The sequence below is a fragment of the Streptomyces sp. NPDC086787 genome, assembly GCF_044745865.1.
Lineage (GTDB): Bacteria > Actinomycetota > Actinomycetes > Streptomycetales > Streptomycetaceae > Streptomyces.
Genome location: NZ_JBIVBC010000001.1, coordinates 115,315 through 142,088 on the forward strand (window position 1 = coordinate 115,315; position 26,774 = coordinate 142,088).

The following is a 26,774-nucleotide window of genomic DNA, read 5'->3' on the forward strand; positions in this document are numbered from 1 at the left end:
GGGACGGCCCCTTTGCTTATCCTGGCCCGCATGCTGACCATCACCCAGGACCTGCACGACCAGATCGTCGCCCACGCCCGCAAGGACCACCCCGACGAGGCGTGCGGTGTCGTCGCGGGCCCCGCGGGCACGGACCGCCCCGAGCGGTTCGTCCCCATGCTGAACGCGGCCATGTCACCCACGTTCTACGAGTTCGACTCGGGCGATCTGCTCCGGCTCTACCGCGACCTGGACGACCGGGACGAGGAGCCGGTGATCATCTACCACTCCCACACCGCGACCGAGGCCTACCCGTCCCGCACCGACATCTCCTACGCCAACGAGCCCGGCGCCCACTACGTTCTGGTCTCCACGGCGGACACCGACGGCCTCGGGGACTTCCAGTTCCGCTCCTTCCGGATCGTCGACGGCGAGGTCACGGAGGAAGAGGTCACGGTCGTCGCCGCCCACTGATCTCAGCCCTCGGTCGGTAGCCGTCCGTCATGTGGGATCACATTCCGGGACCCGGACCGGGAATCGATACGATGAGCCCATGGTTCTGAACGACGTGTGCGACAAGACGCCGGGCGCTCTGCTCGTGGCGCGGCTGCACGTCGACCTGTGCAGACTGAACAGCGCCATCTGTTGACGTACCGCTCCACCGCACGGCCGTGAGCCGCGGCGTGCCGCCGCGCATCCGAGCGGCGCGCACCCCGACGCACCCCGAATCGACGAACCCCTTTTTCCGACAGGAGCCCGCAACCATGGCCATCGAGGTCCGCATCCCCACCATCCTCCGCCAGTACACCGACGGCCAGAAGGCCGTCGAGGGCGCCGGGGAGACCCTCGCCGAGCTGTTCGCCGACCTCGAGACCCGGCACGCGGGCATCCAGGCCCGGATCGTCGACGAGGGCAAGCTGCGCCGCTTCGTCAACGTCTACCTCAACGACGAGGACGTCCGCTTCCTCGACAACATCGACACCAAGCTCGGCGACGGCGACACGGTGACGATCCTGCCCGCCGTCGCCGGCGGCATGGTCTGATCGGCCGCTGACCAGCGATGCGTTACGACTCCCCGCTGGCCGCGGTGGGCAACACCCCCCTGGTGCGCCTGCTGCGGCTCTCGCCGTCCCCCGAGGTCCGGATCTGGGCCAAGCTGGAGGACCGCAACCCGACCGGCTCGGTCAAGGACCGCCCGGCCCTGCACATGATCGAGCAGGCGGAGAAGGACGGCAGGCTGACCCCGGGCTGCACGATCCTGGAGCCGACGTCCGGCAACACCGGCATCTCGCTGGCCATGGCGGCCAGGCTCAAGGGCTACCGCATGGTGTGCGTGATGCCCGAGAACACCTCGCAGGAACGCCGGGACCTGCTCGCCATGTGGGGCGCCGAGATCATCCCCAGCCCGGCCGCGGGCGGCTCCAACACCGCCGTACGCATGGCCAAGGAGCTGGCCGCCGAGCACCCCGACTGGGTGATGCTCTACCAGTACGGCAACCCGGACAACGCGGGTGCGCACTACGCGACGACCGGCCCGGAGATCCTCGCCGACCTGCCGTCGGTCACCCACTTCGTGGCCGGTCTCGGCACCACCGGCACCCTGATGGGCGTCGGCCGCTATCTGCGCGAGCACAAGCCCGACGTGAAGATCGTCGCCGCCGAACCGCGCTACGACGACCTGGTCTACGGCCTGCGCAACCTCGACGAGGGCTTCGTACCGGAGCTGTACGACGCCTCCGTGCTCACCACCCGCTTCTCCGTCGGCTCGGCCGACGCGGTCACCCGCACCCGTGAACTCCTGCAGCAGGAGGGCATCTTCGCGGGGGTCTCGACGGGCGCCGCCCTGCACGCGGCGATCGGCGTCGGCCGCAAGGCGGTCACGGCGGGCGAGAGCGCCGACATCGTCTTCGTCGTGGCCGACGGCGGCTGGAAGTACCTCTCCACGGGCGTCTACACGGCCGCCACCACGGAGGAGGCCATCGAGACACTCCAGGGACAGCTCTGGGCCTGAGGGGATCCGGATACGCACGGGGAACGTCATAGCCGTACAGGCGTCCGGACAGGATCCGGACGCGGACCCGGTGGAAAGGCGGTCACCATGCGTCGTACGACGCTCCACGGCACGACGGCCACCGCTCTCGCGGCGGCAGCGCTCCTTCTGACGGGCTGCGGCTCGCAGGACGGGGCATCGGGCGCGGGCAGCGGCGACAAGGTGTCACCGTCCGGCGACGCGTCCCCGAGCAGGTCCGGGGGCGCGTCCGGAAACGCGGCGGACTGTGTGCGCAACGCCCAGCTGGCCGTCGCCGACAACGGCCGCACCGTCTGCGTGGTCAAGGGCGGTCGGATCAGGCTGACCCTGGACGGCACCAGGGAACGGCCCTGGAAGCCGGTCGCGGCCGGAGGCCACGTGCTGAAGGCCGCCAACCCTGGCTTCGTCGTCCTCCCCGGCGACGCAGTCGCCGCCTACGACGCGATGACCCCGGGAACCGTCCGGCTCACCTCGTCCCGCCCGCCGTCCGAGGGCGCCGCACAGTGGGCGGTCACCGTCGTGGTGCGCTAGGGGGTCAGTGGGCCAGGTGACGGACCTGGTCCCACAGGACCGGGTCGACCACGCCCACCCGGCGCCGGAAGTCCCGCACCGGGACCTGGCGCAGTTCGTCGGTCTCCAGGAAGCTCGGCCGACCGAGGGCGTCGCCGACCGAGCCCGGCGGCATCGGGATCACTCCGGAGCGCTCGTCGTGGTACTTGCTGGTGATCTTCGCGACCGTCGCCCGGTTGCCGCGCACGGCGAGGACCAGGCACGGCCGGTCCTTGGACCCGGCCCGCTCCGTTCGCTCCTCGTACGGCACGTTCGCCCACCAGATGTCCCCGGGATGCGGACCTGCGGCCTTGCCCGGGCCCCGCTCCCGGCGGCCCGGCGGCCGTGTCCTGCGCCGCGCCGGGCGGTGCCCGCGCCCCCAGCCGTCGACGAGCGTGGCGACCAGCGCGAGCAGTACCACCGCCGCGAGCGCCAGCCACCAGGACGTGTCCATACGACGACGTTACCGGCGCGCGATCAGCATCGCGCGCCCTCTCTCAATCCTGTTTCACCCCCAGTCCAGCCGAACCGGTGACAGCACAGGTGAGTTCGCCCACAACGGCCCCTGGCGGAGGAGCGACCGGCCCTTTTGCGCCTTACGCTCGACGGACCGCACGACCCCTCTCCGTACCCTGCTCCGTCTTCGCCCGTCCCCCTTCAGTCTCCTTCCGTCTCCTTCCGGTCCCACCGGACTTCCGGATGTCGCCAACGGAGGTTCCCGCTTCATGAAGCTCACCGTCGTCGGCTGCTCGGGGTCGTTTCCGTCCGCGGATTCGGCCTGTTCGAGCTACCTCGTCGAGGCCGACGGCTTCCGGCTGCTGCTCGACATGGGCAACGGCGCCCTGGGCGAGTTGCAGCGCCACTGCGGTCTCTACGACCTCGACGCGATCTTCCTCAGCCATCTGCACGCCGATCACTGCATCGACATGTGCGCCTACTTCGTGGCGCGCTACTACCGGCACGACGGCGGACGGGCGGAGCCGATCCCCGTCTACGGCCCCGAAGGCACGGAACACCGGCTGACCACCGCCTACGCGGACACCCCCACGGCGTCGTCCATGAGCGAGGTCTTCGACTTCCACACGGTCAAGCCGTCCACGTTCGAGATCGGCCCGTTCACGGTGCACACCGAGAAGGTCCGCCACCCGGTCGAGGCGTACGCCATCCGCATCGAGCACGGCGGGAAATCCCTTACGTACTCCGGCGACACGGGAGTCACCGAGGCGCTCGACATCCTGGCCCGGGACGCGGATCTGTTCCTGTGCGAAGCCGCGTTCACGTACGGCAAGGAGAGCATCCCCGACCTGCACCTCAACGGCCGCGAGGCGGGCGAGACGGCGGCCCGCGCGGGCGCCCGCCGTCTCGTCCTCACCCACATCCCGCCGTGGACCGACCCCCAGGTGAACCTCGCCGACGCGCGCGAGGTCTTCGACGGCCCGGTGGAGCTGGCGGCGCCGAGGGCGACGTACGAGATCTGACCGCCGCGTCGACCGCCGCGCGGGCCGGGGCCTTCTACTTGGCCTCGGCCTTCTGCAACTCGGCCAGTTCCTCGTCGGACTCGCGGCCCGGTGTCGGCAGGTTGAACCTGACGATCGCGAACCGGAACACCGCGTAGTAGACCGCCCCGAAGCACAGGCCCACCAGGGCCAGTCCCCACGGGTTGGACGCGATGCCGAGGTTCAGTCCGAAGTCGATCGCGCCGGCCGAGAAACCGAAGCCGTCCTTCATGCCGAGCGCCCAGGTCAGCGCCAGCGAGACACCGGTCAGCACCGCGTGGATCGCGTACAGCACCGGGGCGATGAACATGAAGGTGAACTCGATCGGCTCGGTCACACCCGTGACGAACGAGGTCAGCGCGATCGAGAGCATCATGCCGCCGACCACCTTGCGGCGCTCCGGGCGGGCGCAGTGCACCATCGCCAGACAGGCCGCGGGAAGACCGAACATCATGATCGGGAAGAAGCCGGTCATGAACTGGCCCGCGGTGGGGTCGCCGGCCAGGAAGCGGCCGATGTCGCCGCTCTTGCCGTGGTAGTCGCCCGCCTGGAACCAGGGGAACGAGTTCAGCAGGTGGTGCATGCCGACCGGGATCAGCGCCCGGTTGGCGACACCGAAGATGCCGGCGCCGACGGCTCCCGAGCCGACGAGCTTCTCACCGAAGCTGTGCAGACCGGAGCCGAGGACCGGCCAGATGTAGCCGAAGACTATGCCGATGACCAGGCCCGCGAGGGCGGACACGATCGGGACGAGCCGGCGGCCGCCGAAGAAGCCCGCCCAGTCCGGCAGCTTGGTGCGGTGGAAGCGCTGGTAGAGCAGGGCGACCACGATGCCCATCACCACACCGCCGAGCACCTTGGCGTCCACCGGGGCGTCAACCATGACGACCTTGCCGTCCACGGCTGTCGCGACCTTCGGCAGGTTCTTGTCGGTGAACGTGCCCAGGACGCTCTTGAAGACCAGGTAGCCGACCACCGCGGCCAGCGCGGTCGAGCCGTCCGACTTCTTGGCGAAGCCGATCGCGATGCCCACGGCGAACAGCAGCGCCATGTTGTCCAGGATCGCGTTGCCGCCGGCCGCCATGAAGGTCGCGATCTTCGTCAGGAACGCCGGGAACGACGGGCGCCCCAGCATGTCCGGGTTGCCGAGGCGGACCAGGAGGGCCGCGGCGGGCAGGACCGCCACCGGCAGCATCAGGCTGCGGCCGATGCGCTGCATGACAGCCATCGCGCCGGAGCCCTTCTTCTTCGTGTCGGCCGCGGGAGCGGCGCTGGCCGTGGTCACAACTTCCTCCTGGGGGCATGGCGCCGCCCGGGACAGGAAAGGGGAAGGGGACGGCGGCGTCGCTGGTCTAAACCACTGAGTGGTGTAGACCTGTTTCTAGCACGCTGACCACCGCATGAGGAACCCACGATTCCCACGGGTTTCACGCCTTCGTGGTGTCCTCGACCTCGTCCTCGCGCTCCCGCCCCGGCGTCGGCAGATCGAACCGCGTGATCGCGAAGCGGAACACCGCGTAGTAGACCGCGGCGAAACACAGACCGATCGGGATGACCGCCCACGGCCTGGTCGCGAGATGCCAGTTGATGACGTAGTCGATGAGACCCGCGGAGAAGGTGAAGCCGTCGTGCACCCCGAGCCCCCAGGTCACCGCCATCGACACACCGGTGAGCAGCGCGTGCACCGCGTACAGCGCGGGGGCGACGAACAGGAACGAGTACTCCAGCGGCTCGGTGATACCGGTGACGAACGACGTCAGCGCCACCGACAGCATCAGACCGCCGACCTCCTTGCGGCGGTGCGGCCTCGCGCAGTGGGTGATGGCCAGCGCGGCCGCCGGCAGCGCGAACATCATGATGGGGAAGAAGCCCGAGGTGAACTGGCCCGCGTTCGGGTCGCCCGCCAGGAACATGTTGATGTCGCCGTGCACCACCTGGCCGTCCGGCTTGGTGTAGCTGCCGAACTGGAACCAGATGGGCACGTTCAGGAACTGGTGCAGCCCGATCACCAGTAGCGCCCGGTTGGTCAGACCGAAGGCGCCCGCACCCCACGCGCCCAGCCCGCTCAGCCAGTCGCTGAAACTCTCCAGCGCACCACCGACCGGCGGCCAGACCCACAGACACAGCACCGCGAAGACGAGCGAGGCGAAGGCCATCAGGATCGGCACCAGCCGACGGCCGTTGAAGAAGCCGAGCCAGTCCGCCAGCCGGGTGCGATGGAAACGCACCCACAGGAAGGCCGCCATCAGCCCGATGACGATGCCCCCGAAGACACCCGGATTCTGGTACGTGAAGGCGGCCACCGTCCCGTCCTTCACCAGACAGCCGGTCGCCACCGCCCGCGAGCCCTCGGCGCAGTCCTCGGGGAACTGGCGCAGCACGCCGTAGTAGACGAGGAAGCCGGCCACCGCCGCCAGCGCCGTCGACCCGTCCGCCTTCTTGGCCATACCGATCGACACGCCCACGCAGAACAGCAGCGGCAGACCCAGGGAGCCGTCGAGCAGCGCGCCGCCCGCACCGCTCATCACCTTCGCGACCGGCGTCCAGCCGAGCCCTTTCTCGCCCAGCACCCCCGGCTGGCTCAGCGCGATGAGCAGGCCCGCGGCCGGCAGTACCGCGATCGGCAGCTGAAGACTGCGGCCCATCTTCTGCAAGCCCTGGAACAGGGAGTTCCAGCGGGCGCGCGCGGGACTGACCGTGCCGTCCGCACTGCTGTCGGCGCTCATGGCGTCCTCCGGGCCGCTCGGCTTGCGAGGCGGGTTGGCGACCGCGCGCCGGGTGGTGTAGACCAGTCGGCGGACGGCTCGCATTCGTGAACGCCATCATTCGACACGTCATCGCCGGGTGCTCGCGAAGCTGGGCCAACTGTGGATCAGAGCGGTTCGGATCAGGTACGGATCAGTACGGATCAGGGAGAAGGATCATGGCCACCAAGGCTGAGAAGATCGTCGCCGGGCTCGGCGGCATCGACAACATCGAGGAGATCGAGGGCTGCATCACCCGGCTGCGCACCGAGGTCTCCGACCCCTCACTGGTCGACGAGACCGCCCTGAAGGCCGCCGGCGCCCACGGCGTCGTCAAGATGGGCACCGCCATCCAGGTCGTCATCGGCACCGACGCCGACCCGATCGCCGCGGAGATCGAAGACATGATGTGAACCGCGAAGACTCACCTGAAAGGGGCTCTTCCCGACGCGGGAGGAGCCCCCTCGCCATGTCCGGCTAGGCTCGTCGCCATGTCTCGAATCGACGGCCGTACGCCCGATCAGCTCCGCCCGGTCACCATCGAACGCGGTTGGAGCAAGCACGCCGAGGGCTCCGTCCTCATCTCCTTCGGAGACACCAAGGTCTTCTGCACCGCCTCCGTCACCGAAGGCGTCCCCCGCTGGCGCAAGGGCAGCGGCGAAGGCTGGGTCACCGCCGAATACTCCATGCTCCCCCGCGCCACCAACACCCGCGGCGACCGCGAGTCCGTCAGGGGCAAGATCGGCGGCCGCACCCACGAGATCTCCCGTCTCATCGGCCGCTCCCTGCGCGCGGTCATCGACTACAAGGCCCTCGGCGAGAACACCATCGTCCTCGACTGCGACGTCCTCCAGGCCGACGGCGGCACCCGCACGGCGGCCATCACCGGCGCCTACGTGGCCCTCGCCGACGCCGTCGCCTGGGCCCAGGGCCGCAAGCTGATCAAGGCCGGCCGCCAGCCGCTCACCGGCACCGTCGGCGCCGTCTCGGTCGGCATCGTCGGCGGAGTGCCGCTCCTCGACCTCTGCTACGAGGAGGACGTCCGGGCCGAGACCGACATGAACGTCGTCTGCACCGGCGACGGCCGCTTCGTCGAGGTCCAGGGCACCGCCGAGGCCGCACCCTTCGCCCGCGACGAGCTGAACTCCCTGCTCGACCTCGCCGTGGGCGGCTGCGCCGAACTCACCGGGCTCCAGCGGGCCGCCCTGGAGAAGACCCTCGAGAAGTAGTCCCGGAGAAGTAAAGGGAACTCCAAAAGAGGCGGCGGTGGACGGCAACCCGGCCGCCCCTTCGCGCGTCCCCATGGGTACGGGCGCGCGGCACACCGCCGTGCGCCCGACCGACCCAGGGGGAGGACCATCACCATGGCCGCGAGCCGGCGACCACGTCGCGCCCGTATCACCGCCGTTGCCACCGCCGTGGCGGCCGTCGCACTGACCACCGGCCTCGTCGCCGGCTGCGACAGCGTCAACAAGGCCCTGGACTGCGTCCGGACCGCCGACTCCATCGCCGACAGCGTCACCGACCTCCAGCAGGCGGTGGAGAACACGGTGAACGACCCCACCCAGGCCGACGCGTCCCTGAACTCGATCCAGCAGAACCTGGACAAGATCGACGACCAGACGGACAACGCCGACATAGACAAGGCGGTCGACCACCTCCGCACGGCCGTCGCCAACGTCCGTACGGCGATCAAGAACGGGGACAAGACCCCGGACATCAGCCCGGTCACCGACGCGGCGGGCGAGCTGACCAAGGTCTGCACCCCGTAACTCCCGGCGAGGGGTGGCCGAGACGGCCGGGGGATACTGGCGCCATGACCCGCCTGATCCTCGCCACCCGCAATGCCGGAAAGCTCACCGAGCTGCACGCGATCCTCGCCGACGCGGGACTGTCCCATGAACTCGTCGGCGCGGACGCCTACCCCGACATCCCCGATGTCCGGGAAACCGGCGTCACCTTCGCCGAGAACGCCCTCCTCAAGGCCCACGCCCTCGCCCAGGCCACCGGCCTGCCCGCCGTCGCCGACGACTCCGGCCTGTGCGTGGACGTCCTGAACGGGGCCCCCGGCATCTTCTCCGCCCGCTGGGCGGGCCGGCACGGCGACGACAAGGCCAACCTGGACCTGCTCCTCGCTCAGATCGGGGACATCGCCGACGAACACCGCGGCGCCCACTTCGCCTGCGCCGCCGCCCTCGCCCTGCCCGACGGCACCGAACGCGTCGTGGAAGGCCGCCTGCGCGGCACCCTCCGCCACACCCCGTCCGGCACGGGCGGCTTCGGCTACGACCCGATCCTCCAGCCACTGGGCGAGTCACGGACGTGCGCGGAACTGAGCGCGGAGGAGAAGAACGCCATCAGCCATCGGGGGGAGGCGTTTCGGGGGCTGGTGGCGGTGGTGCGGGAGTTGGTGGGCTGACCTGACGAAAGAACCCCACACCCGCGCATCGAGGGGGTGTGGGGCTCTGTTCATTTGTGTGCGCCCGGTCGGACTCGAACCGACAAACACGACCACCTAAAAGTCGCCGCTCGGCCAATTGGCGTACGGACGCTGGGCACGGTCCCACATTACCGGGAGAGAGTATGCCGTCGCTGACCGCCTCGGCACCAGGTTGTGGTGACCGCATGGCAGTTCGGGCACAGTAGCCGAAGGTTCTCGCGCCGGTCATCGCTCCAGTCCCCGTTGACGTGGTCGATCTCCAACGTCATGGGCCTGCCGAGCCACTCGGGACCGACACCGCATTCGGCACACTCCTCTGCCACTCCTGCTACCGCCGACCGTTGCTCACGCGACGCCACCGCTGGCGCGCCGCTTGCCCCGTCCTCGGTAACTGTCCGTCGTGGAGTGGCAGTTGGGGCACAGGAACCGCAGGTTCTCGATGCGGTTGTCGCGCCAGTCGCCGTCGATGTGGTCGACCTCCAGCGGCAGGGGGCAGCCCTGCCGGATCGCCGCAGTGCCGCACAGGGCACACCGCTCCTGCATCCCCGAGGCCGTCCTCGCCCGCTTGAGCCGGTCGCCCTGGATGCGGCGGGCCCGGTCGGGCGGCTGCTCGACGAGCAGGGCTTCGGGTGTCCGTGGACGCCACGGCCTGTCCCGCCGGGTCGGCCTCCGGAAGTGCGAGGTGTCGATGCCGTACGCCTTGATCCTTCGGCTGATGTGCGTGTGGTGTCCGCCGACCACCTCAAGTCCGAGCCGACGCAGAAACTCGCACATGTTCGTCGAGGCAGACACCGCCGCCTGGAGGACCTCCTCGGTCCACCTGACTCCCGCACGCTCGAAATGGGTCGTGTCCACGCCCAGCTTCTTCATCCGCTCCCAGATGTATCGACGCGTGGAACTCTTCGGATCCACCCCCAGCCGCTCCAGCGCCTCCGACAACGCCCGAGCCCCCCGAGCCGCCTCCTCCAGGCGTTCCTTGGTGTAGGCGCTTGCCCCCATCGGTTCCCCTCCGTCTCCGGTCACACGTTCGTGGCCCGTACGGAGTAGCGAACCGGTTGTCGGGCGGTCACGCGGAACGCGAAGCGGCCCGTACCGGGGGTGCCGGTGCGGGCCGCGGTGGCGGGGAGGGGGGCGTCAGACGCCGAGGTCCTTGATGATCTTCGCCACGTGACCGGTCGCCTTGACGTTGTAGAGGGCGCGTTCGATCCTGCCCTCCTCGTCCACGACCATCGTGGAGCGGATGACGCCGACGACCGTCTTGCCGTAGAGCTTCTTCTCGCCGAAGGCGCCGTACGCCTCCAGCACCTTCTTGTCCGGGTCGGCGAGCAGGGTGACCTTCAGGGACTCCTTCTCGCGGAACTTCGCCAGTTTCTCGGGCTTGTCGGGGGAGATGCCGATCACGTCGTAGCCCGCGCCGGCCAGGACGTCCAGGTTGTCCGTGAAGTCACAGGCCTGCTTGGTGCAGCCTGGAGTGAGGGCGGCGGGGTAGAAGTAGACGATGACCTTGCGGCCCTTGCGGTCGGCCAGGGACACCTCGTTCCCGTCGGCGTCCGGCAGGGTGAAGTCCGGGGCCACATCCCCGGGCTGGAGTCGCTCGCTCATCGGACCAGAGTAACGGGGGGTCCTGAGAGTGCGGCGCCCCGCGAAGCTGACAGACTGTCCGGAACAGCATCAGGAGACTTCGGAGGCCGTACGGTGGCGGAGACGTCGGACACGAGAACCCCGGCGCAGATCGAGGCGGACATCAAGCGCCGTCGCGAGGTGCTGGCCGAGACGCTGGACGAGATCGGGGTGCGGGTGCACCCGAAGACCATCGTCGGGGATGCCAAGGCGAAGGTCGCCGCCGGCATCGACCACACCCTCGGGCAGGCGTACGTGAAGGTCAACCGCGCGGTGAGCGAGGTGCGCGCCCAGTTCACGGACGAGGACGGCGCGCCCCGCGTGGAGCGCATCGTGCCGGTCGCGCTCCTCGCCGTCGGGGTGGTCGGGCTGCTCACGCTGGGCTCCCGCCGCCGCAAGCGCTGACCTGGTCGAACGGACATGTCAAAGGCAGGTAGGTTCGAGGCGTGAGCGTCAACAGAAATGAGCACAGCAGCCAGCACGACAAGCTGCCCATCCGCATGCTGCACGACCGTGTGCTCGTGCGGCAGGACACCAGCGAGGGCGAGCGGCGGTCGGGCGGGGGCATTCTGATCCCCGCCACGGCGGCGGTCGGGCGGCGGCTGGCCTGGGCCGTGGTCGTCGCGGTCGGACAGAACGTGCGTACCGTCGAGCCCGGCGACCGCGTCCTGTACGACCCGGAGGACCGGGCCGAGGTGGAGGTGCGCGGTACCGCGTACGTGCTCATGCGCGAGCGGGATCTGCACGCCGTGGCGGCGGACCGGTTCGAGGGGTCGGAGGACTCCACCGGTCTGTATCTCTGAACCTCTGTACGACCTGCGCACGAGAGGGCCGGTGACTGTGGTCACCGGCCCTCTCGTCGCGTTCCGGCCTGCCGTGCGGCCGGCCGTTACCTCCGGCGTGGTGGGGTGGGCGGGCCGCCGGGACCCGCGGTGGTCCCGGTCGTGGTGCCGTCCGTGGTGCCCGTGCCCGTGGTCGTGCCGTCGGTCGTGCCCGCGGTGGTCCCGTCGGTGGTGCCCGCCGCGCCGCCCGCGTCGCCGGTGCCCTGGGTCAGGCCGCCGTCGTCGGTGCCCTGGGTCGGGCCGCCGTCGGCGTTCCCGTCGGTGGTGCCTTCCGTCGTCCCTGTTCCGCCGTTGTCCTCGCCCGCGGTCTGTCCCTGGGTCCGCCCCCGGTCCTCGTCACCGGTGGTGCCGCCGTCGTCCTCGTCACCGGTGGTGCCGCCGTTGTCCTCGTCGCCGGTGGTGCCGGGCCGGGTCGGCCGCTGGCTCGCCGGGGCCTGGACCTCGGCGCCCGGCTGGAGTTCGAGGTCGAAGTCGGAGACCGGCTTACCCTTCAGCGCGTTCCTGGTGTACTGCGCCCAGATCTCGGTGGGCGCCCCGCCGCCGTTGATGCGGTCCAGGCCCATGACGTGGTACAGCGACTTGTGGGCGGCGGTGTCCGGGTCCTGGCCCATCACCGAGACCACCGTGGCCAGGTCCGGGGTGTAGCCCGCGAACCAGGCCGCCGTGTCCTCCTCGGCGGTACCGGTCTTGCCCGCCGCCGGACGGCCCGCGTTCTTGGCCGCGGTCGCGGTACCGGTCTGTACGACGCTCTGCAGGATCGAGGTCGTGGTGTCCGCGGCCTCACGGCTGACGGCCTGCCGGGTCCCCTTCGAGGGAAGCTCGATCTCCTGGGTGCCGTTCCTGGTGATCCGTTTGATCATCGTGTACGTGCCGTGCTTGCCGTGGTTGGCGAGGGTCGCGTAGGCCTCCGCCATGTCGAGGACGCTGGCGGTGGCGGTGCCGAGGGCGATGGACGGATAGGGCTGGAGGTCCTTGGTGCTCGCCGGGATGCCCAGTTTGATCGCGGTCTGCTTGACCTTCGCCGGGCCCACGTCGACGGCCATCTGCGCGTACACCGAGTTCACCGACTTGTCGGTGGCCTCGCGCACGGTGATCTCGCCGTACGACCTTCCGTCCTCGTTCTCGGGGGCGTAGGGGCCGCCCGACCAGCCGCGCACCGGGCGCTTGTTGGTGCCGTCGTAGTAGGTGTTCGGTGTGATGGGATCGCTGTCCTGCGTGACGGAGCTGTTCTCCACGGCCGAGGTGAACACGAACGGCTTGAAGGTGGAGCCGACCTGGAAGTCGCCGCGGGTCGCGCCGTTCGTGTACTGCTTCACGTAGTCGATGCCGCCGTACATCGCGACGACCTCGCCGGTCTTCGGGTCGACCGAGGCGCCGCCCGCGCGGACGTAGTTGTCGACCTTGCGGTTCTTCTTGTCCAGTTTGTCGATCAGCTGGTCGTTCACCGCCTTGACGAAGGCGTTCTGCTTGCCCTTCTGGAGGGTGGTGGTGATGCGGTAGCCACCGGCCGCCAGGTCGTCCGCGTCGATGATCTCGTTCTTGACCAGGTAGTGCTTGACCGCTTCGACGATGTAGCCGCGCTGCCCGGACAGGCCCGTGGAGACGGTCTGCTCCTTCGGCATCGGGAACTTCAGTCCGGCCCGCTCCGACTGGCCCAGCCAGCCCTTCTTGACCATGCCGTCCAGGACGTAGTTCCAGCGGGCCTCGGCCGCGGCCTTGTTCTCCGGGTGCGCGATGACGTCGTACTCGCTGGGCGCGTTGACCAGCGCGGCGAGGTAGGCGGCGCGGGCCGGGTCCAGGTTGGTGGCGTCCACGCCGTAGTAGGCCTGGGCGGCGGCCTGGATGCCGTAGGCGTTGCGGCCGAAGTAGCTGGTGTTGAGGTAGCCCTCCAGGATCTTGTCCTTGGACTCGGTGCGGTCCAGCTTGATCGAGATGAAGAACTCCTTCACCTTGCGGGTGACGGTCTGTTCCTGGGCCAGGTAGTAGTTCTTCACGTACTGCTGGGTGATCGTCGAGCCGGACTGCTTGCCCTTGCCGGTGGCGGTGTTCCAGCCCGCGCGGATCATCGCCTTCGGATCGATGGCCGACTCCGTGTAGAAGTCGCGGTCCTCGGCGGCCAGTACGGCGTGCTGCGCGTCCTTGGAGATCTGCGCGAGGGAGACGATCTCCCTGTTGATCTCACCGTCACGGGCCAACTGCGAGCCGTCCGCGTACAGGTAGACGTTGCTCTGCTTGACCGCCATCGCGTTGGCCGACGGGATCTGCACCAGTGAGTAGCCGAGGAAGAACAGCCCGATGAGCAGCATGACGCCGATGACGAAGGTGCCGAGGACCATCCGCCAGGTCGGCACGAGGCGGCGCCAGCCGGTGCGTTTGGGGCGCTTGGGCTTCTTGCCGGAAGCGGAAACGGAGGCAGAGGTGGCGGCGGTGGCTGCGGCGGTCGCGGTGGTGTCCGTCTTGCCGGCCGGGGCCGACGGGGCGGCCGGGCCCGAGGGGGCCGACTTGACCGGGGTCAGCCGGGTGGTGTCGGCGCCGGGGGCTGCCTTGACCGGGGCGAGCCGGGTGGTGTCGGCGGCGCCGGGGGCTGCCTTGACCGGGGCGAGCCGGGTGGTGTCGGCGGCGCCGGGGGCTGCCTTGACCGGGGCGAGCCGGGTGGTGTCCGCGGCGCCGGGGGCTGCCTTGACCGGGGCGAGCCGGGTGGTGTCCGCGGCGCCGGGGGTCTCCTTGACGGGGGACAGCCGGGTGGTGTCGTCGGTGGCCGGGGTGCTGCGGTCCGTGCGGGCCGGGGTGTTCACGGCTCCCTTGGCCTGACGGCCTTCCGAGGTCCCCGCGGTCGCCGGGGTGGCTGCCTCGGGTCCGTCGGTGTCGGTGGCCGGGGTGCCGCGGTCCGTGCGGGCCGGGGTGTTCACGGCTCCCTTGGCCTGACGGCCTCCCGAGGTCCCTGCGGTCGCCGGGGTGGCTGCCTCGGGTCCGTCGGTGTCGGTGGCCGGGGTGCCGCGGCCGGTGCGGGCCGGGGTGTTCACGGCTCCCTTGGCCTGACGGCCTCCCGCGGCCCGTGCGGTCGCCGGGGTGGCTGCCCCCGGCTCGGCCGCGTCGGCGCCGGTGTCCTGGGCTTCGCGCTGCCTCACCAGGCCTTTGGCGTCGGCCGGGGTGTCCGCGTCCGGCGCCGTGGCCTTCGCGTCGTCGGAGCCGGGGCTCCGGGGAGTGCGCTGGGCGGGCATGGATCCGGCGGCGGACTCGCCGGCCGTCGGCGGCTCGCCGCCCTGGTTCGGCTGCTGCGGCTGCGGCTCGTCGCTCATGTCTTGCACGGACTCCTGTTTCGCCTCTTACGTTCCCGTACGTCCCCGTACGCCATCCGGGCCCCCTGATGAAGACTCTCGCACCAAGCGTTCCGTTCCCGGATTCCGCCGCGCGTCCGGGGCGGAAAATGCGTGGCCCGCCGCCTCGTTCCCGGACTAGGCTCCTGCGCTTCGGTGTCGGGCGGTTCGGGAGGTTGGCTGGCATGGGTGCGGGCCGGTTGTACGGGGCCGTCGCCGCAGGGGGTTTCCGACGTTACGCCACGTATCGGACGGCCACCGCGGCAGGGGTGTTCACCAACACCGTGTTCGGACTGATCCTGGTGTACACGTATCTGGCGCTGTGGGACGAGAAACCGCACCTCGGCGGATACGACCAGGCGCAGGCGGTGACCTACGTGTGGATCGGACAGGCCCTCCTGTCCACCCTCGCCATCGGTGGCGGTGGTGTCGAGGACGAGCTCATGGAACGTATCCGCACGGGTGACATCGCCATCGACCTCTACCGTCCCGCCGATCTGCAACTGTGGTGGATGTCGGCCGACTTGGGCAGGGCGCTGTTCCAACTGCTGGGCCGTGGCCTGGCCCCCTTCACGTTCGGCGCCCTGTTCTTCCCGGTGGCGCTGCCCTCGGACGTGGCGACCTGGGCCGCCTTCCTCGCCGCCGTACTGCTGGCGATGCTGGTCGGCTTCGGCATCCGCTTCCTGGTGGCGCTGAGCGCGTTCTGGCTGCTGGACGGCAGCGGTGTGGCGCAGGCCACCTGGATCACCGGCTACTTCTGCTCCGGGATGGTGCTCCCGCTGAACGTCTTCCCGGGCGCGATCGGCGAGATCGTACGGGCCCTGCCCTGGTCGTCGCTGCTCCAGGGCCCCGCGGACGTGCTGCTCGGCCGGGCCGACCCGTGGGGCGTCTTCGCCTTCCAGGCGGTGTGGGCCGTGGCGCTGCTGGCACTGGGCAGACTCATGCAGTCGGCGGCGACGCGACGGGTGGTGGTGCAGGGTGGCTGACACGGGCACGGTGACCGACACGGGCACGGTGACCCGGGCGGCGGCCCGGGTCGCGGACGGTCTGCGCGCCTACCGGCTGATCGCCGCCATGTGGATCCGCTCGACGATGGCGTACCGCACCTCCTTCGTGGTGACCACGATCGCCAGCTTCCTCGCGACCGGCCTCGACTTCGTGACGATCCTGCTGATGTTCTCCCGGGTGGACGCGCTCGGCGGCTACGGGCTGCCCGAGGTCGCCTTCCTGTACGGGCTGTCCAGTACCGCCTTCGGGCTGGCCGACCTGGCGATCGGCTCGATGGAGCGGCTGGGCCGCCGGGTGCGCGACGGCACCCTCGACGTCCTCCTCGTCCGGCCCGCACCGGTACTGGCCCAGATGGCGGCGGACCGGTTCGCGCTGCGCCGTCTGGGCCGGGTGTCGCAGGGGGCGCTGGTGCTCGGCTACGCGCTCACCGTCCTGGACGTCGACTGGACCCCGCTCAAACTGCTGCTGATGCCGGTGATGCTGGTCAGCGGCGCCGGGATCTTCTGCGCGGTGTTCGTGGCGGGCGCGGCCTTCCAGTTCGTGGCGCAGGACGCGTCCGAGGTGCAGAACGCGTTCACCTACGGCGGTACGACGCTGTTGCAGTACCCACCCACCGTGTTCGCGGCGGACCTGGTGCGCGGGGTGACGTTCGTGCTGCCGCTGGCCTTCGTCAACTGGCTGCCCGCGTCCTATGTGCTGGGGCGGCCCTGTCCGCTCGGCCTGCCGGAGTGGACGGCGTTCCTGCCGCCGCTGGTGGCCGTGGCGTGCTGTGCCCTGTCCGGAGCGGCCTGGCGGGCCGGGCTGCGGTCCTATCGGAGTACGGGGAGCTGAGGAACTCTTGGAACTCACGGATGTCACGGGCGCCACGGACGTCACGGACTTCATCGCGCTGGACGGCGTCGAGAAGGTCTTCGACGTGCGCAGGAGGACCGGGTTCCTGAAGCGGGAGCGGCGGCAGGTGCGGGCCGTGGACGGGCTCTCCTTCCGGGTGGCGCGCGGTGAGATGGTCGGCTACATCGGGCCGAACGGCGCGGGCAAGTCCACGACGATCAAGATGCTGACGGGGATCCTGACCCCGAGCGGCGGCCGGCTGCGCGTGGCCGGGATCGACCCGTCCCGCGAGCGGGTGCGCCTCGCGCAGCGGATCGGTGTGGTGTTCGGGCAGCGCACCACGCTGTGGTGGGACCTGCCGCTGATCGACTCGTACCGGCTGGTGCACCGCATGTACCGGATCCCGGACCGGCGTTACCGCGAGAACCTGGACCGGTGTGTCGAACTGCTTGAGCTGGCCGAGCTGCTGGACGTGCCGGTACGGCAACTCTCGCTCGGCCAGCGGATGCGGGGTGACATCGCGGCCGCCCTGCTGCACGACCCGGAGATCCTGTACCTGGACGAGCCGACGATCGGCCTGGACGTGATCTCCAAGGCGAAGGTGCGCGGCTTCCTGAAGGACCTGAACACCGAGCGGGGCACCACCGTCCTGCTGACCACGCACGACCTCCAGGACATCGAGCAGTTGTGCTCCCGGGTGATGGTGATCGACCACGGCCGGCTGATGTACGACGGTCCGCTCGCCGGGCTGCACGAGGCGGGCGACAGCGAACGCACCCTGGTGGTGGACCTGGAACGGGAGCTGCCGCCCATCGAGTTGCCCGGGGCCCGGGTGGTCAGGGTGGAAGGACCCCGGCAGTATCTGGCCTTCCCCGCGGCCGCGTCGGCGGCGCCGCTGGTGGCACGTATCGCGGCGGAGTATCCGCTGATGGACCTGTCGGTGCGGGAGCCCGACATCGAGGCGGTGATCGCGAAGATGTACGCGGACAAGGCCACCGCGTAGTCCTCGTAGTCCCCCGGGGCGGGAACTCGTAGGCTGATTCGTATGACCGACGATGCCCGTGCTCCGGAGCTGCGCGCCTCCGACGCCGACCGTGAGCGAGTCACCGAGGTACTGCGGGACGCCCTCGCGGAGGGGCGGCTCGACATGGAGGAGTTCGAGGAGCGGCTGGAGGCCACCTACAAGGCACGGACCTACGGCGAGTTGACTCCGATCACCCGGGACCTGCCGGGGGCGGGCGGGGTGGCCCTGCCCACCGTCTCGCTGCACAAGGAGCCTGTGGAGCAGGGCAGTTGGGCCGACCGGATCATCGGTGGCGAAGGGTCGTCCTCCTGGGCGGTCGCCGTCATGTCCGGCTTCGAGCGCAAGGGCCGTTGGACCGTGCCGAAGCGGTTCAACTGCTTTGCCTTCTGGGGCGGCGGCGAGATCGACCTGCGGGAGGCGTACTTCGCGGACCGTGAGGTCGAGATCAACTGCGTTGCGATCATGGGCGGAATGCAGGTGATCGTGCCGCCCGGTGTCGAGGTGGTGGTGCGCGGCATAGGCGTGATGGGCGGCTTCGACCACCGCGAGGAGGGCGTGCCGGGCGAGCCGGGCGGCCCCCGGGTGATCGTGACGGGCTTCGCCTTCTGGGGCGGGGTCGGCGTCGACCGCAAGCTCACCCGGGCGGAGCGCCAGCGCCTGAAGGAGGAGCGCCGCGCGCAGAAGCTGGAGCGCAAGGCGGCGAAGTCCCTGGACGAGGGGACCGGGTCGCACGACGGCCGCCCCCACATGCTGGAGAACCACCGGGACCGCCGCCACGACCGCCGGGAGCAGCGCCGCGAGCACCGCCACGAACGCCGCGGCCGCTGACCGTACGCGACGACCCGGCGTGCTCGGCCGCGCGGCCGGGCACGCCGTCCGCTACAGGTCTGCCTGCCCCGCACCCTTCAGGGTCCGCAGGTCGAAGACCTCGGCCATCTTGCGGTAGCCGGCGTCGCTGGGGTGGAGGTGGTCGCCGGAGTCGTACTCGGGGCTGAGCCTGCGCGGGTCGTACGGGTCGCGCAGGGCGCGGTCGAAGTCGGCCACCGCGTCGTAGACCTCTCCGGCGCGGATCCGGGCGTTGATCTCCTGCCGTACCGCCTCGCGGGCGGGGGTCCAGCGGGAGCGCCCCTCGAAGGGCATCAGGGTGGCGCCGACGACCTTGAGGCCGCGGGCGTGCGCCTGGCGTACCAGGGTGCGCAGGCCGTCGGTGATGCGGTCGGCGTCGGGGAGCCGCGGCGCCCGGATGACGTCGTTGATGCCGAGGTCGATGACGACGGCCCTGACGTTCGTGCGGGAGAGCACGTCCCGGCCGAAGCGGCCGAGGCCGCTCTGGTTGTCGGCGGGCCTGCCCAGGCCGTCCCGGAGGATCTGGTTGCCGCTGATGCCCTGGTTGACGACGGTGTAGCGGGGCAGGTCCGCGCCGTCCGCGAGCGCGCTGTGCAGCCGCTGCGAGAGGACGTCCGTCCAGCGGTGGTTGGCGCCCGTGGTCGAGGTGATTCCGTCGGTTATCGAGTCGCCGAGCACGACGACCGTGCCGTCCGATTCGTCGCTCATCAGGTCGAGGGCCGTGACATAGCGCCAGTACGGCGTCCGCGTGGTGTACGGACCGCCCGCCACGTCCTCGGTGTGGTCGCCCTGCGCGATGTACGACACCTGCCGTGCGCGCGGGTGGTAGGTGACGGGTCCGGACGGGGTGGGGGAGTAGGTGGTGACGAGGATGTCCGAGTCGCGCCGGACGGTGACGCGGACGGCGTCGCTCACCATCTGGCCGCCGGCCGGTACGACCACTCCGGCGGCGCCGCCGAAGCTGAGCCGGCGCATGGTCCGGGCCTCGGCCACCGCCGTGTTGTCGCCGGCCGCGACCGCGATCGAGGCGTGGGTGATGGTCAGCGGCGACTGGCCGTAGAGATTGGACAGTGTGATGCGGGCGCTCGTACCGCCCACGGCCACGTGCACCACGTTGCGGATCGACTGGCCCGCCAGGCCGTTCGTCTCGGTGCCGGGTTCGGCGCCCGCCGGGGAGGCGGACCAGGCGCTCACCCAGTCGCCCGCGGAGGCGGGAGCGGCGGAACCATGGTGGGTACGGCTCTGGGCCGTGATGTAGGGCGGTGTGCCGTTGTCGGCCGCCACCGCGCCGTAGATGCCGGCGGACAGGGCCACCACCAGCGCGACGAGCGCGCTGAGCAGGGCGTAACCGCGACGCCTGGTCATGCTTGTTCAGTTCTCCTCGGAAGGGGAGCTCGGGCTCCAACCTGTTGTGTCCATGATGCGCCATGGATGCGGGACGCCTGACAGGACCCTGCCGAAAAGCTCCTTTCCATGAGACGCCGGGAACTCCTGTTCCGTTCCGGGAGTCGGTCAGGAAGGGACAATGTGTGCGGGATCACCGACCGGGTGGAGCAAAACGGGTGGAGCGAATGGAACGTACGGAAGCCGAAAAGGCAGCGGATCCGGCGGCGGCACCCCGGGGCGGCGGTGCCGCGTCCTACCGGACCATGACCGCCTTCACGCCCGCCGACCAGGAGCGGCAGCGCGGCGTACGGCGCATGAAACTCACCGCGACCGGCCTGCTGCTCCTCGTGGCGCTGGTGTACGTCCTGGCCAAGTGGGCCTCCGGGCAGGGCGCGGGCGGCTGGGCGGACTACGTGGCCGCGGCCGCCGAGGCCGGCATGGTCGGTGCCCTGGCCGACTGGTTCGCGGTCACCGCCCTCTTCCGCCACCCCCTCGGCCTGCCCATCCCGCACACCGCGATCATCCCCACCAAGAAGGACCAGCTCGGTGTCTCGCTCGGCGAGTTCGTCGGCGAGAACTTCCTCTCCGAGGACGTCGTACGGCAGCGACTGCGCGCCGTCGGCATCGGCAGCCGCCTGGGAACCTGGCTGGCCGAACCGGAACACGCGGACCGGGTCACCGCCGAGCTGGCCACGGCCCTGCGCGGCGCCCTCACCGTCATGCGGGACTCCGACGTCCAGGCGGTGGTCGGCGAGGCGATCACCCGCCGGGCCAACACCCGCGAGATCGCCCCCGGCCTCGGCAAACTGCTGGAGCGGATCGTCGCCGACAGCGGCCACAAACGGGTCGTCGACCTCGTCGTCGGCCGCGCCCACGACTGGCTCGTGCTGCACGACGACCAGGTCATGGACGCCGTACAGGGCGGCGCCCCCGGCTGGACCCCGCGCTTCGTCGACAGAAAGGTCGGCGAGCGCGTCTACAAGGAACTGCTGCGCTTCTGCACCGAGATCCGCGACATGCCCTCCCACCCGGCCCGCGGCGCCCTCGACCGCTTCCTCACCGACTTCGCCACCGACCTCCAGTCCGACACGGACACCCGCGCCCGGGTCGAGCGCCTGAAGGCGGACGTGCTGGGCCGCGGCGAGGTCCAGGACCTGATCGCGTCCGCCTGGACCGCCGTACGGTCCATGATCGTCTCGGCCGCCGAGGACGAGCACAGCGAGCTGCGCATGCGGGTCCGCGCCTCGCTGCTCTCGCTCGGCACCCGGATGGCCACCGAGCCGAAGGTGCAGAACAAGGTCGACAGCTGGGTCGAGGGTGCGGCCGTGCACGTCGTGACGACGTACCGCGCCGAGATCACTTCCCTGATCACCGACACCGTGGCCGGCTGGGACGCCGAGCACACCACCCGCAAGATCGAGGCCCACATCGGCCGCGACCTGCAATTCATCCGGATCAACGGCACGGTCGTCGGCTCGCTGGCGGGCCTGTTGATCTACGCTGTCTCGCGGGGGCTCGGGGCATAGCCACGCCGGACCGGGGCACTTGACGACTCGACGGGGGACACCTCGACGAGGAGGGGGCCCATGGCCACAGCGGAGGCCGCGACCGGCCGGACCATCACCACCAGCATCCCCGCCCGGCTCGACCGGCTGCCCTGGTCGCGCTGGCACTGGTCGATCGTGATCGGCCTCGGCACGGTCTGGATCCTGGACGGCCTCGAAGTCACGGTCGTCGGCAACATCGCGGGCCGGCTGTCCGAACCGGGCAGCGGGCTGTCGATCTCATCGGCCCAGGTCACCGGCCTGGCGGCCGCGCTGTACGTGGCGGGCGCCTGTATCGGAGCCCTCTTCTGGGGCCGCCTCACCGACCGCTACGGCCGCAAGAACCTCTTCATGATCACCCTCGCGGTCTACCTCGCCGCCACCGCCCTGACCGCGGTCTCCTTCGCACCGTGGTGGTTCCTCGTCTTCCGCTTCCTGACCGGCTTCGGCATCGGCGGCGAGTACGCGGCCATCAACTCCGCCATCGACGAACTGATCCCTGCCTACCACCGCGGCCGCGTCGACCTGATCATCAACGGCAGCTTCTGGGTGGGCGCGGTCGGCGGCTCGCTCCTGTCGGTCGTGGCGCTGAACACGGACTTCCTGCCCGCGAACGTCGGCTGGCGGCTGACGTTCGCCCTGGGCGTCGTCCTCGGCCTGGTGATCCTCCTCGTACGGCGCAGCGTCCCGGAAAGCCCACGCTGGCTGCTGATCCACGGCAGGGAGCGGGAGGCGGAGGAGATCGTCGCCTCGATCGAACAGCGCATCGAGTCGCAGACGGGCAAGCCGCTCCCGGTGCCCGACCGGGAACTCGTCATCCACCAGCGGGGAAGCGTGAGCTTCCTGGAGATCGCCCGCACCGTGTTCTCCGACTACCGCCGACGGGCCGTCCTCGGCTTCTCGCTCTTCATCGGCCAGGCCTTCCTCTACAACGCGATCACCTTCGGCTTCGGCGCCATCCTGACCAAGTTCTTCGACATTCCCGCGGGCCACACCGGCTACTACTTCGCGGTCATCGCGGTCGGCAACTTCTTCGGCCCGCTGCTGCTGGGCAAGCTGTTCGACACGGTGGGCCGGCGGGTGATGATCTCGGGAACGTACATCCTCTCGGGCGTGCTCCTGTTCGGCACGGCGTGGCTGTTCGGCCGGGGCTCGCTGAACGCGGTCACCCTGACCGCCTGCTGGTGCGTGGTCCTCTTCTTCGCCTCGGCGGGCGCGTCCAGCGCCTACCTGACCGTCTCCGAGATCTTCCCGATGGAGACCAGGGCCATGTCCATCGCCTTCTTCTACGCCCTCGGCACCGCCGCCGGCGGCATCAGCGGCCCCCTGCTGTTCGCCGACCTCACCGAGACCGGCAAGGTCGGCGACACGGTCCTCGCCTTCCAGATCGGCGCGGCCCTGATGTGCGCGGCGGGCCTGGTGGCGGCGTTCCTGGCGGTGAAGGCGGAGCGGCGCTCCCTGGAGGACATCGCAACGCCGCTGTCGGCGGCCTAGAAACCGACGTCATGCCCCGGTGGTGGACCCGGGCCGCACGATCATCAGGACGGTCACCGCGGCCCACAGCAGGTTGAACAGTCCGGTGAACATGGCGAGCCGTGCGGTGGCCTCCCGTGTGCCGCCGCCGTCGGCGAGACCGTCCACGAGAGCACTCTGCCGGGGCAGCACCAGCGCGGCCAGGACGACCGCGGCAAGCGCCGTGAGCACGATCGACACGATCAGCCAGGCGCTGCCGAGCACCCCCATCCCGCTCGCGGTGGCGAACCCGAAGGCGGGAACGACGACGCCGACCACGCCGTAGACCCGGCATATCCGGTACAGCACACCGAGGGCCTCCGCCGCCCGGGGATCACCGGGCTCGGCCAGGGCCCGCCGGGCGGCGGGCGGAAACATGCTGGCGGCGACCGTGACGGGCCCGATGGCGACGATCGCGGCGAGGACGTGGACGGCGAGGAGGAACTTGGTCACGGGGTGACGGTAGGCGGCCGTGGATCAAGCCAGAAGTGGCAGGACTGCCATGAGGCAACGGATTCTCGCCACGGCACCGCGATGCTCTACCTTCGGCGCATGCACACGGTTGCGGTACTGGCGCTGGACCAGGTGATCCCCTTCGACCTCACGGCGGCGATCGACACCTTCGGCTGGACCAGACTGCCCGACGGCAGCGAGCCGTACCGGGTACGGGTCTGCGCGCCGACGGCGGAGGTGACGGCGGCGGCCGGGGCGTTCACGGTACGGGCGCACCACGGACTGGACGCCCTGACGGAGGCCGGTACGGTCATCGTCCCGGGCGTGGCCGACCCCAGGATCCCCCCGGCCCCCGAGGTCACCCGGGCGCTGCGCACGGCGGCGGCGAACGGCACACGTATCGCGTCGATCTGCGTCGGCGCGTTCGCGCTGGCGGCGACGGGCCTGCTGAACGGCCTGCGGGCGACGACACACTGGACGGCGGCGCGGGCCCTGGCGGAGACGTACCCCGAGGTGGCGGTCGACCCGAACGTCCTCTACGTCGACAACGGCCAGTTCCTCACCTCGGCGGGCGCGGCCGCCGCGATGGACATGTGCCTGCACATGATCCGCCGCGACCACGGCTCGGCGGTCGCCGCGCAGACGGCCCGGATGTGCGTCATGCCCCTGGAACGCGAGGGCGGCCAGGCCCAGTTCATCCCGCACGCCCTGCCAGCGGCCCCGGCCGGCGCGACCCTGGAGCCGCTCCTGGCCTGGCTGGAGGACCAGTGCGCGCGGGACCTCACCCTGGACGAGATCGCGTCCCGCGCGGGCATGAGCACCCGCACCCTGAACCGCCGCTTTCGCGAACAGACCGGCACGACACCCCTCCAGTGGCTGCACCGGACGCGGGTGCGCAGGGCGCAGTACCTGCTGGAGAACACCACTCACCCCGTGGAACACATCGCCACCCGAACAGGCTTCGGCTCCCCGACCGCCTTCCGCGACCGCTTCCGAAAGGTCGTGGGAACAAGCCCCCAGGCCTACCGGAGGGCGTTCAGAGGCGCCCACTGACGCGTGCGGTCGGGGGAGGGCGTTCGGAGGCGCCCACTGACGCGTGCGGTCGGGGGAGGGCGTTCGGAGGCGCCCACTGACGCGTGCGGTCGGGGGAGGGCGTTCGGAGGCGCCCACTGATGACGCGTGCGGTCGGGGGAGGGCGTTCGGAGGCACGCACTAACGCTTGCGGTTGGCGTAGGGCGTTCGGGCGCTCACTGACGCTTGCGGTCGGCGGAGGGCATTCAAAAGCGCCCCCTGACGCTTACCGTCGGCGGGGGCACTCAGTAGCGCTCACTAACTCTTACGGTCGACAACAGCCCAGGAAGCCAGAGCCACCGCCCCGGCCACCCCGAACACGGCCGGCCAGGCACCGACCTTCCTGGCCAGCGGATGCGACCCGGCGAAGGCGGCGACGTACGCCACCCCGAGCGCCCCCGCGGCCTTCCCCCCGGCCTCCTCCCGCCACCGCCGCCCCGCCGCGACCCCGGCGGCAGCCAGCACAACTCCGCCCAGCGGCCGCTTCTTGCTCCACCGGGCAACCCCATAACCACCCACGAGTCCGCTCGCGGCGATCGCCGAACTGGGGATGCGGGCCATGTGTGCCTCCTTGTGTCTTGGTCGGGTCGTATCAAACCTCATTCCTGAGCGCCGCTCCAGAAAGCGAGGGCTTTGGTGATCAGTGCAAACGAGGACGCTACGCACTCGTCCCTCGCCGTGCGAGAGTCGATCTCGTTCGAAAAGTACTGCCCAAACAGCGAGTTCGAGACACTCGCCGCTCTCGTCCGCGTGCCCGAGATCGACGAGACGCTTCCAGAGGGTGGAGGCCCTGGCCGACGAGGACGAGGTGGGCGCAGCCCTGGCGGACATCCACTCAGTTCTCGTGAGCTCGGCACTGGGCCGGAGGACTTGACTGGCCAGACCTGTACGGGCGCTGTGGCGGCGCAGCGATGCCGGCTCGACGTGAACAGTCCGCGGCAACAACCGGGACGGGTCGGCAGGAGGGTTGGATCGCTCGGGCCCGCCGTGTGGCGCTGATTCCTCATCCGCCGGCGCGACTTGGCGTACATTGGGATTGAGTGTCCCTGACAAAGGAGCCGAATGTTGCCCTCTGCCTCTTTCACTTCGCTCGAGATCTGTGCTGGCGCCGGAGGGCTCGCTCTCGGTCTGGAGTCTGCAGGGTTTTCGCCCGTTGCGCTTCTGGACACGGACGAGAAGGCTCTCGCGACACTTTTCGCCAATCGTCCCGAGTGGAATCTGGTGGAGGAGGACCTGAAGAACTTCGACCCGGATCGATACCCCGAGACCTACGACGTCGACCTGCTGTCCGCCGGTACACCCCGAGTGAAGTCGATGGCCACGATCAACCGCAGGGATGACCACCCCGAGAGGGATCTTGTCAAGGCCGCACTCTATTTGGTGGGAGTGGTCCGGCCGCGTGCCGTGCTCCTCGAGAATGTGCCTGGCCTGGTGAACAAGGAAGAGTTTGCCGAGGTCCGGTCCGAGATCGAGGATGAGTTGGCGCATCTCGGGTTCCGCCTCTTCGCCGCTGTTTTGAACGCCAAGGACTTCGGTGTTCCGCAGAACCGACCGCACGGGTTCTTCGTCGCGTTGCGCGAGCCGTACGCCGAAGGTTTCGCTTGGCCGACGCCGCCGTCCGAGCCCTCGTTGCACGTCGGCGGCGTTCTTTATCCGTCGATGGCGAGTCGCGGTTGGCCGCATGCCCGGGAATGGGCTCAGCAGGCCGAGATCGTGGCGCCGACGCTCGTCGGCGGCTCGGACAAGAGAGGGGGCCCGGATCTCGGTCCTGAACGCGCCAAGGCTGTCTGGGAGAAGATCGGCATCAACGGTGGCACTCTTGCCGACGAGCTGCCGGGACCGCAGGACGGGTGGGCGTGGGGAGGCGAGAGGAATGATCTGCCGGCATTGACCTTGGCCCAGACCGCGCTGCTCCAGGGTTTCCCCACCGACTGGCAGATCGCCGGCAGGAAGACGCGAGGCTACCGCCAGGTCGGACAAGCGGTTCCTCCGCCGCTCGCTGCAGCGGTCGGCAGCCGGATCGCGGCAGCACTCCGGGGCTCCGGCTCCGGCTCGCCTCAGTAGCTGACCGGTGGCTAAGATC

At 70.1% G+C, this 26,774-nt stretch carries 29 protein-coding genes, 1 tRNA gene and 1 pseudogene; 20 read left to right on the top strand and 11 right to left on the bottom strand.

Annotated elements, in window-relative coordinates:
- Positions 1–30: 30 nt before the first annotated feature.
- The 5 genes from ACIPK3_RS00470 to ACIPK3_RS00490 all read left to right on the top strand — a co-directional run bounded on the left by ACIPK3_RS00470 (position 31) and on the right by ACIPK3_RS00490 (position 2,539).
- Positions 31–453: a Mov34/MPN/PAD-1 family protein gene (locus tag ACIPK3_RS00470; RefSeq protein WP_402565248.1), complete on the top strand. Its 423-nt coding sequence runs from the start codon at positions 31–33 to the stop codon at positions 451–453.
- A 79-nt stretch (positions 454–532) separates the two neighbouring features.
- Complete coding sequence (locus ACIPK3_RS00475; RefSeq protein ID WP_402565250.1) at positions 533–628, top strand: putative leader peptide; 96 nt, start codon at positions 533–535, stop codon at positions 626–628.
- Positions 629–743: 115 nt separating this feature from the next.
- On the top strand, positions 744–1,022 hold the full coding sequence (locus ACIPK3_RS00480) for a MoaD/ThiS family protein (protein WP_402565252.1): 279 nt from the start codon (positions 744–746) through the stop codon (positions 1,020–1,022).
- 17 nt (positions 1,023–1,039) lie between these two features.
- Complete coding sequence (locus tag ACIPK3_RS00485) at positions 1,040–1,990, top strand: PLP-dependent cysteine synthase family protein (RefSeq protein WP_402565253.1); 951 nt, start codon at positions 1,040–1,042, stop codon at positions 1,988–1,990.
- An 87-nt stretch (positions 1,991–2,077) separates the two neighbouring features.
- The gene (locus ACIPK3_RS00490) at positions 2,078–2,539 is read left to right on the top strand and encodes a hypothetical protein (protein WP_402565254.1); all 462 of its coding nucleotides are present in this window, start codon (positions 2,078–2,080) and stop codon (positions 2,537–2,539) included.
- A gap of 4 nt (positions 2,540–2,543) precedes the next feature.
- On the opposite strand, the gene ACIPK3_RS00495 is transcribed toward ACIPK3_RS00490, so the two are convergent.
- Complete coding sequence (locus ACIPK3_RS00495; RefSeq protein ID WP_402565256.1) at positions 2,544–3,011, bottom strand: type II toxin-antitoxin system PemK/MazF family toxin; 468 nt, start codon at positions 3,009–3,011, stop codon at positions 2,544–2,546.
- 271 nt (positions 3,012–3,282) lie between these two features.
- On the opposite strand from ACIPK3_RS00495, the gene ACIPK3_RS00500 reads away from it, so the two are divergent.
- Complete coding sequence (locus ACIPK3_RS00500; RefSeq protein ID WP_402565257.1) at positions 3,283–4,035, top strand: MBL fold metallo-hydrolase; 753 nt, start codon at positions 3,283–3,285, stop codon at positions 4,033–4,035.
- Positions 4,036–4,069: 34 nt separating this feature from the next.
- Here the strand turns inward: ACIPK3_RS00500 and ACIPK3_RS00505 are convergent, their stop codons facing one another.
- Positions 4,070–5,338, bottom strand: coding sequence for a PTS transporter subunit EIIC (locus ACIPK3_RS00505; protein WP_402565259.1), 1,269 nt, complete (start codon positions 5,336–5,338; stop codon positions 4,070–4,072).
- A gap of 142 nt (positions 5,339–5,480) precedes the next feature.
- On the bottom strand, positions 5,481–6,779 hold the full coding sequence (locus ACIPK3_RS00510) for a PTS transporter subunit EIIC (RefSeq protein WP_402566822.1): 1,299 nt from the start codon (positions 6,777–6,779) through the stop codon (positions 5,481–5,483).
- A gap of 197 nt (positions 6,780–6,976) precedes the next feature.
- On the opposite strand from ACIPK3_RS00510, the gene ACIPK3_RS00515 reads away from it, so the two are divergent.
- The 4 genes from ACIPK3_RS00515 (at position 6,977) to rdgB (ending at position 9,216) form a co-directional block, all read left to right on the top strand.
- The gene (locus ACIPK3_RS00515; RefSeq protein ID WP_235458450.1) at positions 6,977–7,210 is read left to right on the top strand and encodes a glucose PTS transporter subunit EIIB; all 234 of its coding nucleotides are present in this window, start codon (positions 6,977–6,979) and stop codon (positions 7,208–7,210) included.
- A 78-nt stretch (positions 7,211–7,288) separates the two neighbouring features.
- Positions 7,289–8,026 (top strand): ribonuclease PH, encoded by a 738-nt coding sequence (gene rph / locus ACIPK3_RS00520; protein WP_402565261.1) that lies wholly within the window; start codon positions 7,289–7,291, stop codon positions 8,024–8,026.
- Positions 8,027–8,161: 135 nt separating this feature from the next.
- Entirely contained in the window at positions 8,162–8,569 is a 408-nt protein-coding gene (locus tag ACIPK3_RS00525) for a hypothetical protein (protein ID WP_402565263.1), read from the top strand.
- 44 nt (positions 8,570–8,613) lie between these two features.
- Positions 8,614–9,216 (top strand): RdgB/HAM1 family non-canonical purine NTP pyrophosphatase, encoded by a 603-nt coding sequence (gene rdgB / locus ACIPK3_RS00530; RefSeq protein ID WP_402565265.1) that lies wholly within the window; start codon positions 8,614–8,616, stop codon positions 9,214–9,216.
- Positions 9,217–9,275: 59 nt separating this feature from the next.
- Here the strand turns inward: rdgB and ACIPK3_RS00535 are convergent.
- The 4 genes and pseudogenes from ACIPK3_RS00535 to bcp form a co-directional block, all read right to left on the bottom strand.
- Positions 9,276–9,349: transfer RNA gene (locus ACIPK3_RS00535), tRNA-Leu, on the bottom strand.
- A 16-nt stretch (positions 9,350–9,365) separates the two neighbouring features.
- A pseudogene (locus ACIPK3_RS00540) lies at positions 9,366–9,563 on the bottom strand (HNH endonuclease); the annotation flags it as partial.
- Positions 9,564–9,582: 19 nt separating this feature from the next.
- Positions 9,583–10,236 carry an HNH endonuclease signature motif containing protein gene (locus ACIPK3_RS00545; RefSeq protein ID WP_402565267.1) on the bottom strand — a complete coding sequence of 218 codons (654 nt, stop codon included), beginning with the start codon at positions 10,234–10,236 and terminating at the stop codon, positions 9,583–9,585.
- A gap of 135 nt (positions 10,237–10,371) precedes the next feature.
- Complete coding sequence (gene bcp / locus ACIPK3_RS00550; RefSeq protein ID WP_402565268.1) at positions 10,372–10,839, bottom strand: thioredoxin-dependent thiol peroxidase; 468 nt, start codon at positions 10,837–10,839, stop codon at positions 10,372–10,374.
- Between the two features lie 93 nt (positions 10,840–10,932).
- Here bcp and ACIPK3_RS00555 point away from each other — a divergent pair, with 93 nt between their 5' ends.
- Both ACIPK3_RS00555 and ACIPK3_RS00560 read left to right on the top strand, forming a co-directional pair.
- On the top strand, positions 10,933–11,262 hold the full coding sequence (locus ACIPK3_RS00555) for a DUF3618 domain-containing protein (protein ID WP_402565270.1): 330 nt from the start codon (positions 10,933–10,935) through the stop codon (positions 11,260–11,262).
- 95 nt (positions 11,263–11,357) lie between these two features.
- Complete coding sequence (locus ACIPK3_RS00560) at positions 11,358–11,660, top strand: GroES family chaperonin (RefSeq protein WP_402566823.1); 303 nt, start codon at positions 11,358–11,360, stop codon at positions 11,658–11,660.
- Positions 11,661–11,746: 86 nt separating this feature from the next.
- Here the strand turns inward: ACIPK3_RS00560 and ACIPK3_RS00565 are convergent, their stop codons facing one another.
- On the bottom strand, positions 11,747–14,215 hold the full coding sequence (locus tag ACIPK3_RS00565) for a transglycosylase domain-containing protein (protein ID WP_402566824.1): 2,469 nt from the start codon (positions 14,213–14,215) through the stop codon (positions 11,747–11,749).
- Positions 14,216–15,201: 986 nt separating this feature from the next.
- Between ACIPK3_RS00565 and ACIPK3_RS00570 the strand changes: the two genes are divergently transcribed.
- The 4 genes from ACIPK3_RS00570 (at position 15,202) to ACIPK3_RS00585 (ending at position 18,707) form a co-directional block, all read left to right on the top strand.
- Positions 15,202–16,002 carry an ABC transporter permease gene (locus ACIPK3_RS00570; RefSeq protein ID WP_402565271.1) on the top strand — a complete coding sequence of 267 codons (801 nt, stop codon included), beginning with the start codon at positions 15,202–15,204 and terminating at the stop codon, positions 16,000–16,002.
- 88 nt (positions 16,003–16,090) lie between these two features.
- Complete coding sequence (locus ACIPK3_RS00575; protein WP_402566825.1) at positions 16,091–16,855, top strand: ABC transporter permease; 765 nt, start codon at positions 16,091–16,093, stop codon at positions 16,853–16,855.
- Positions 16,856–16,862: 7 nt separating this feature from the next.
- A complete protein-coding gene (locus tag ACIPK3_RS00580) occupies positions 16,863–17,858 on the top strand; it encodes an ATP-binding cassette domain-containing protein (RefSeq protein ID WP_402565273.1) in 996 nt (331 codons plus the stop codon).
- Positions 17,859–17,900: 42 nt separating this feature from the next.
- Positions 17,901–18,707, top strand: coding sequence for a DUF1707 domain-containing protein (locus ACIPK3_RS00585; protein ID WP_402565275.1), 807 nt, complete (start codon positions 17,901–17,903; stop codon positions 18,705–18,707).
- A gap of 51 nt (positions 18,708–18,758) precedes the next feature.
- Here the strand turns inward: ACIPK3_RS00585 and ACIPK3_RS00590 are convergent, their stop codons facing one another.
- The gene (locus ACIPK3_RS00590) at positions 18,759–20,090 is read right to left on the bottom strand and encodes an SGNH/GDSL hydrolase family protein (RefSeq protein WP_402565277.1); all 1,332 of its coding nucleotides are present in this window, start codon (positions 20,088–20,090) and stop codon (positions 18,759–18,761) included.
- 206 nt (positions 20,091–20,296) lie between these two features.
- Between ACIPK3_RS00590 and ACIPK3_RS00595 the strand changes: the two genes are divergently transcribed.
- Complete coding sequence (locus ACIPK3_RS00595) at positions 20,297–21,637, top strand: DUF445 domain-containing protein (RefSeq protein ID WP_402565279.1); 1,341 nt, start codon at positions 20,297–20,299, stop codon at positions 21,635–21,637.
- Between the two features lie 60 nt (positions 21,638–21,697).
- Positions 21,698–23,149, top strand: coding sequence for an MFS transporter (locus ACIPK3_RS00600; protein WP_402565281.1), 1,452 nt, complete (start codon positions 21,698–21,700; stop codon positions 23,147–23,149).
- 9 nt (positions 23,150–23,158) lie between these two features.
- Here ACIPK3_RS00600 and ACIPK3_RS00605 read toward each other — a convergent pair whose 3' ends face one another.
- Positions 23,159–23,620, bottom strand: a complete 462-nt coding sequence (locus ACIPK3_RS00605) for a hypothetical protein (protein WP_402565283.1) — start codon at positions 23,618–23,620, stop codon at positions 23,159–23,161.
- 99 nt (positions 23,621–23,719) lie between these two features.
- Between ACIPK3_RS00605 and ACIPK3_RS00610 the strand changes: the two genes are divergently transcribed.
- Complete coding sequence (locus ACIPK3_RS00610) at positions 23,720–24,673, top strand: GlxA family transcriptional regulator (RefSeq protein ID WP_402565285.1); 954 nt, start codon at positions 23,720–23,722, stop codon at positions 24,671–24,673.
- A gap of 276 nt (positions 24,674–24,949) precedes the next feature.
- Here ACIPK3_RS00610 and ACIPK3_RS00615 read toward each other — a convergent pair whose 3' ends face one another.
- Positions 24,950–25,252, bottom strand: a complete 303-nt coding sequence (locus ACIPK3_RS00615) for a hypothetical protein (RefSeq protein ID WP_402565287.1) — start codon at positions 25,250–25,252, stop codon at positions 24,950–24,952.
- A gap of 501 nt (positions 25,253–25,753) precedes the next feature.
- On the opposite strand from ACIPK3_RS00615, the gene ACIPK3_RS00620 reads away from it, so the two are divergent.
- Positions 25,754–26,755 carry a DNA cytosine methyltransferase gene (locus ACIPK3_RS00620; RefSeq protein WP_402565289.1) on the top strand — a complete coding sequence of 334 codons (1,002 nt, stop codon included), beginning with the start codon at positions 25,754–25,756 and terminating at the stop codon, positions 26,753–26,755.
- The last annotated feature ends 19 nt before the right edge of the window (positions 26,756–26,774 follow it).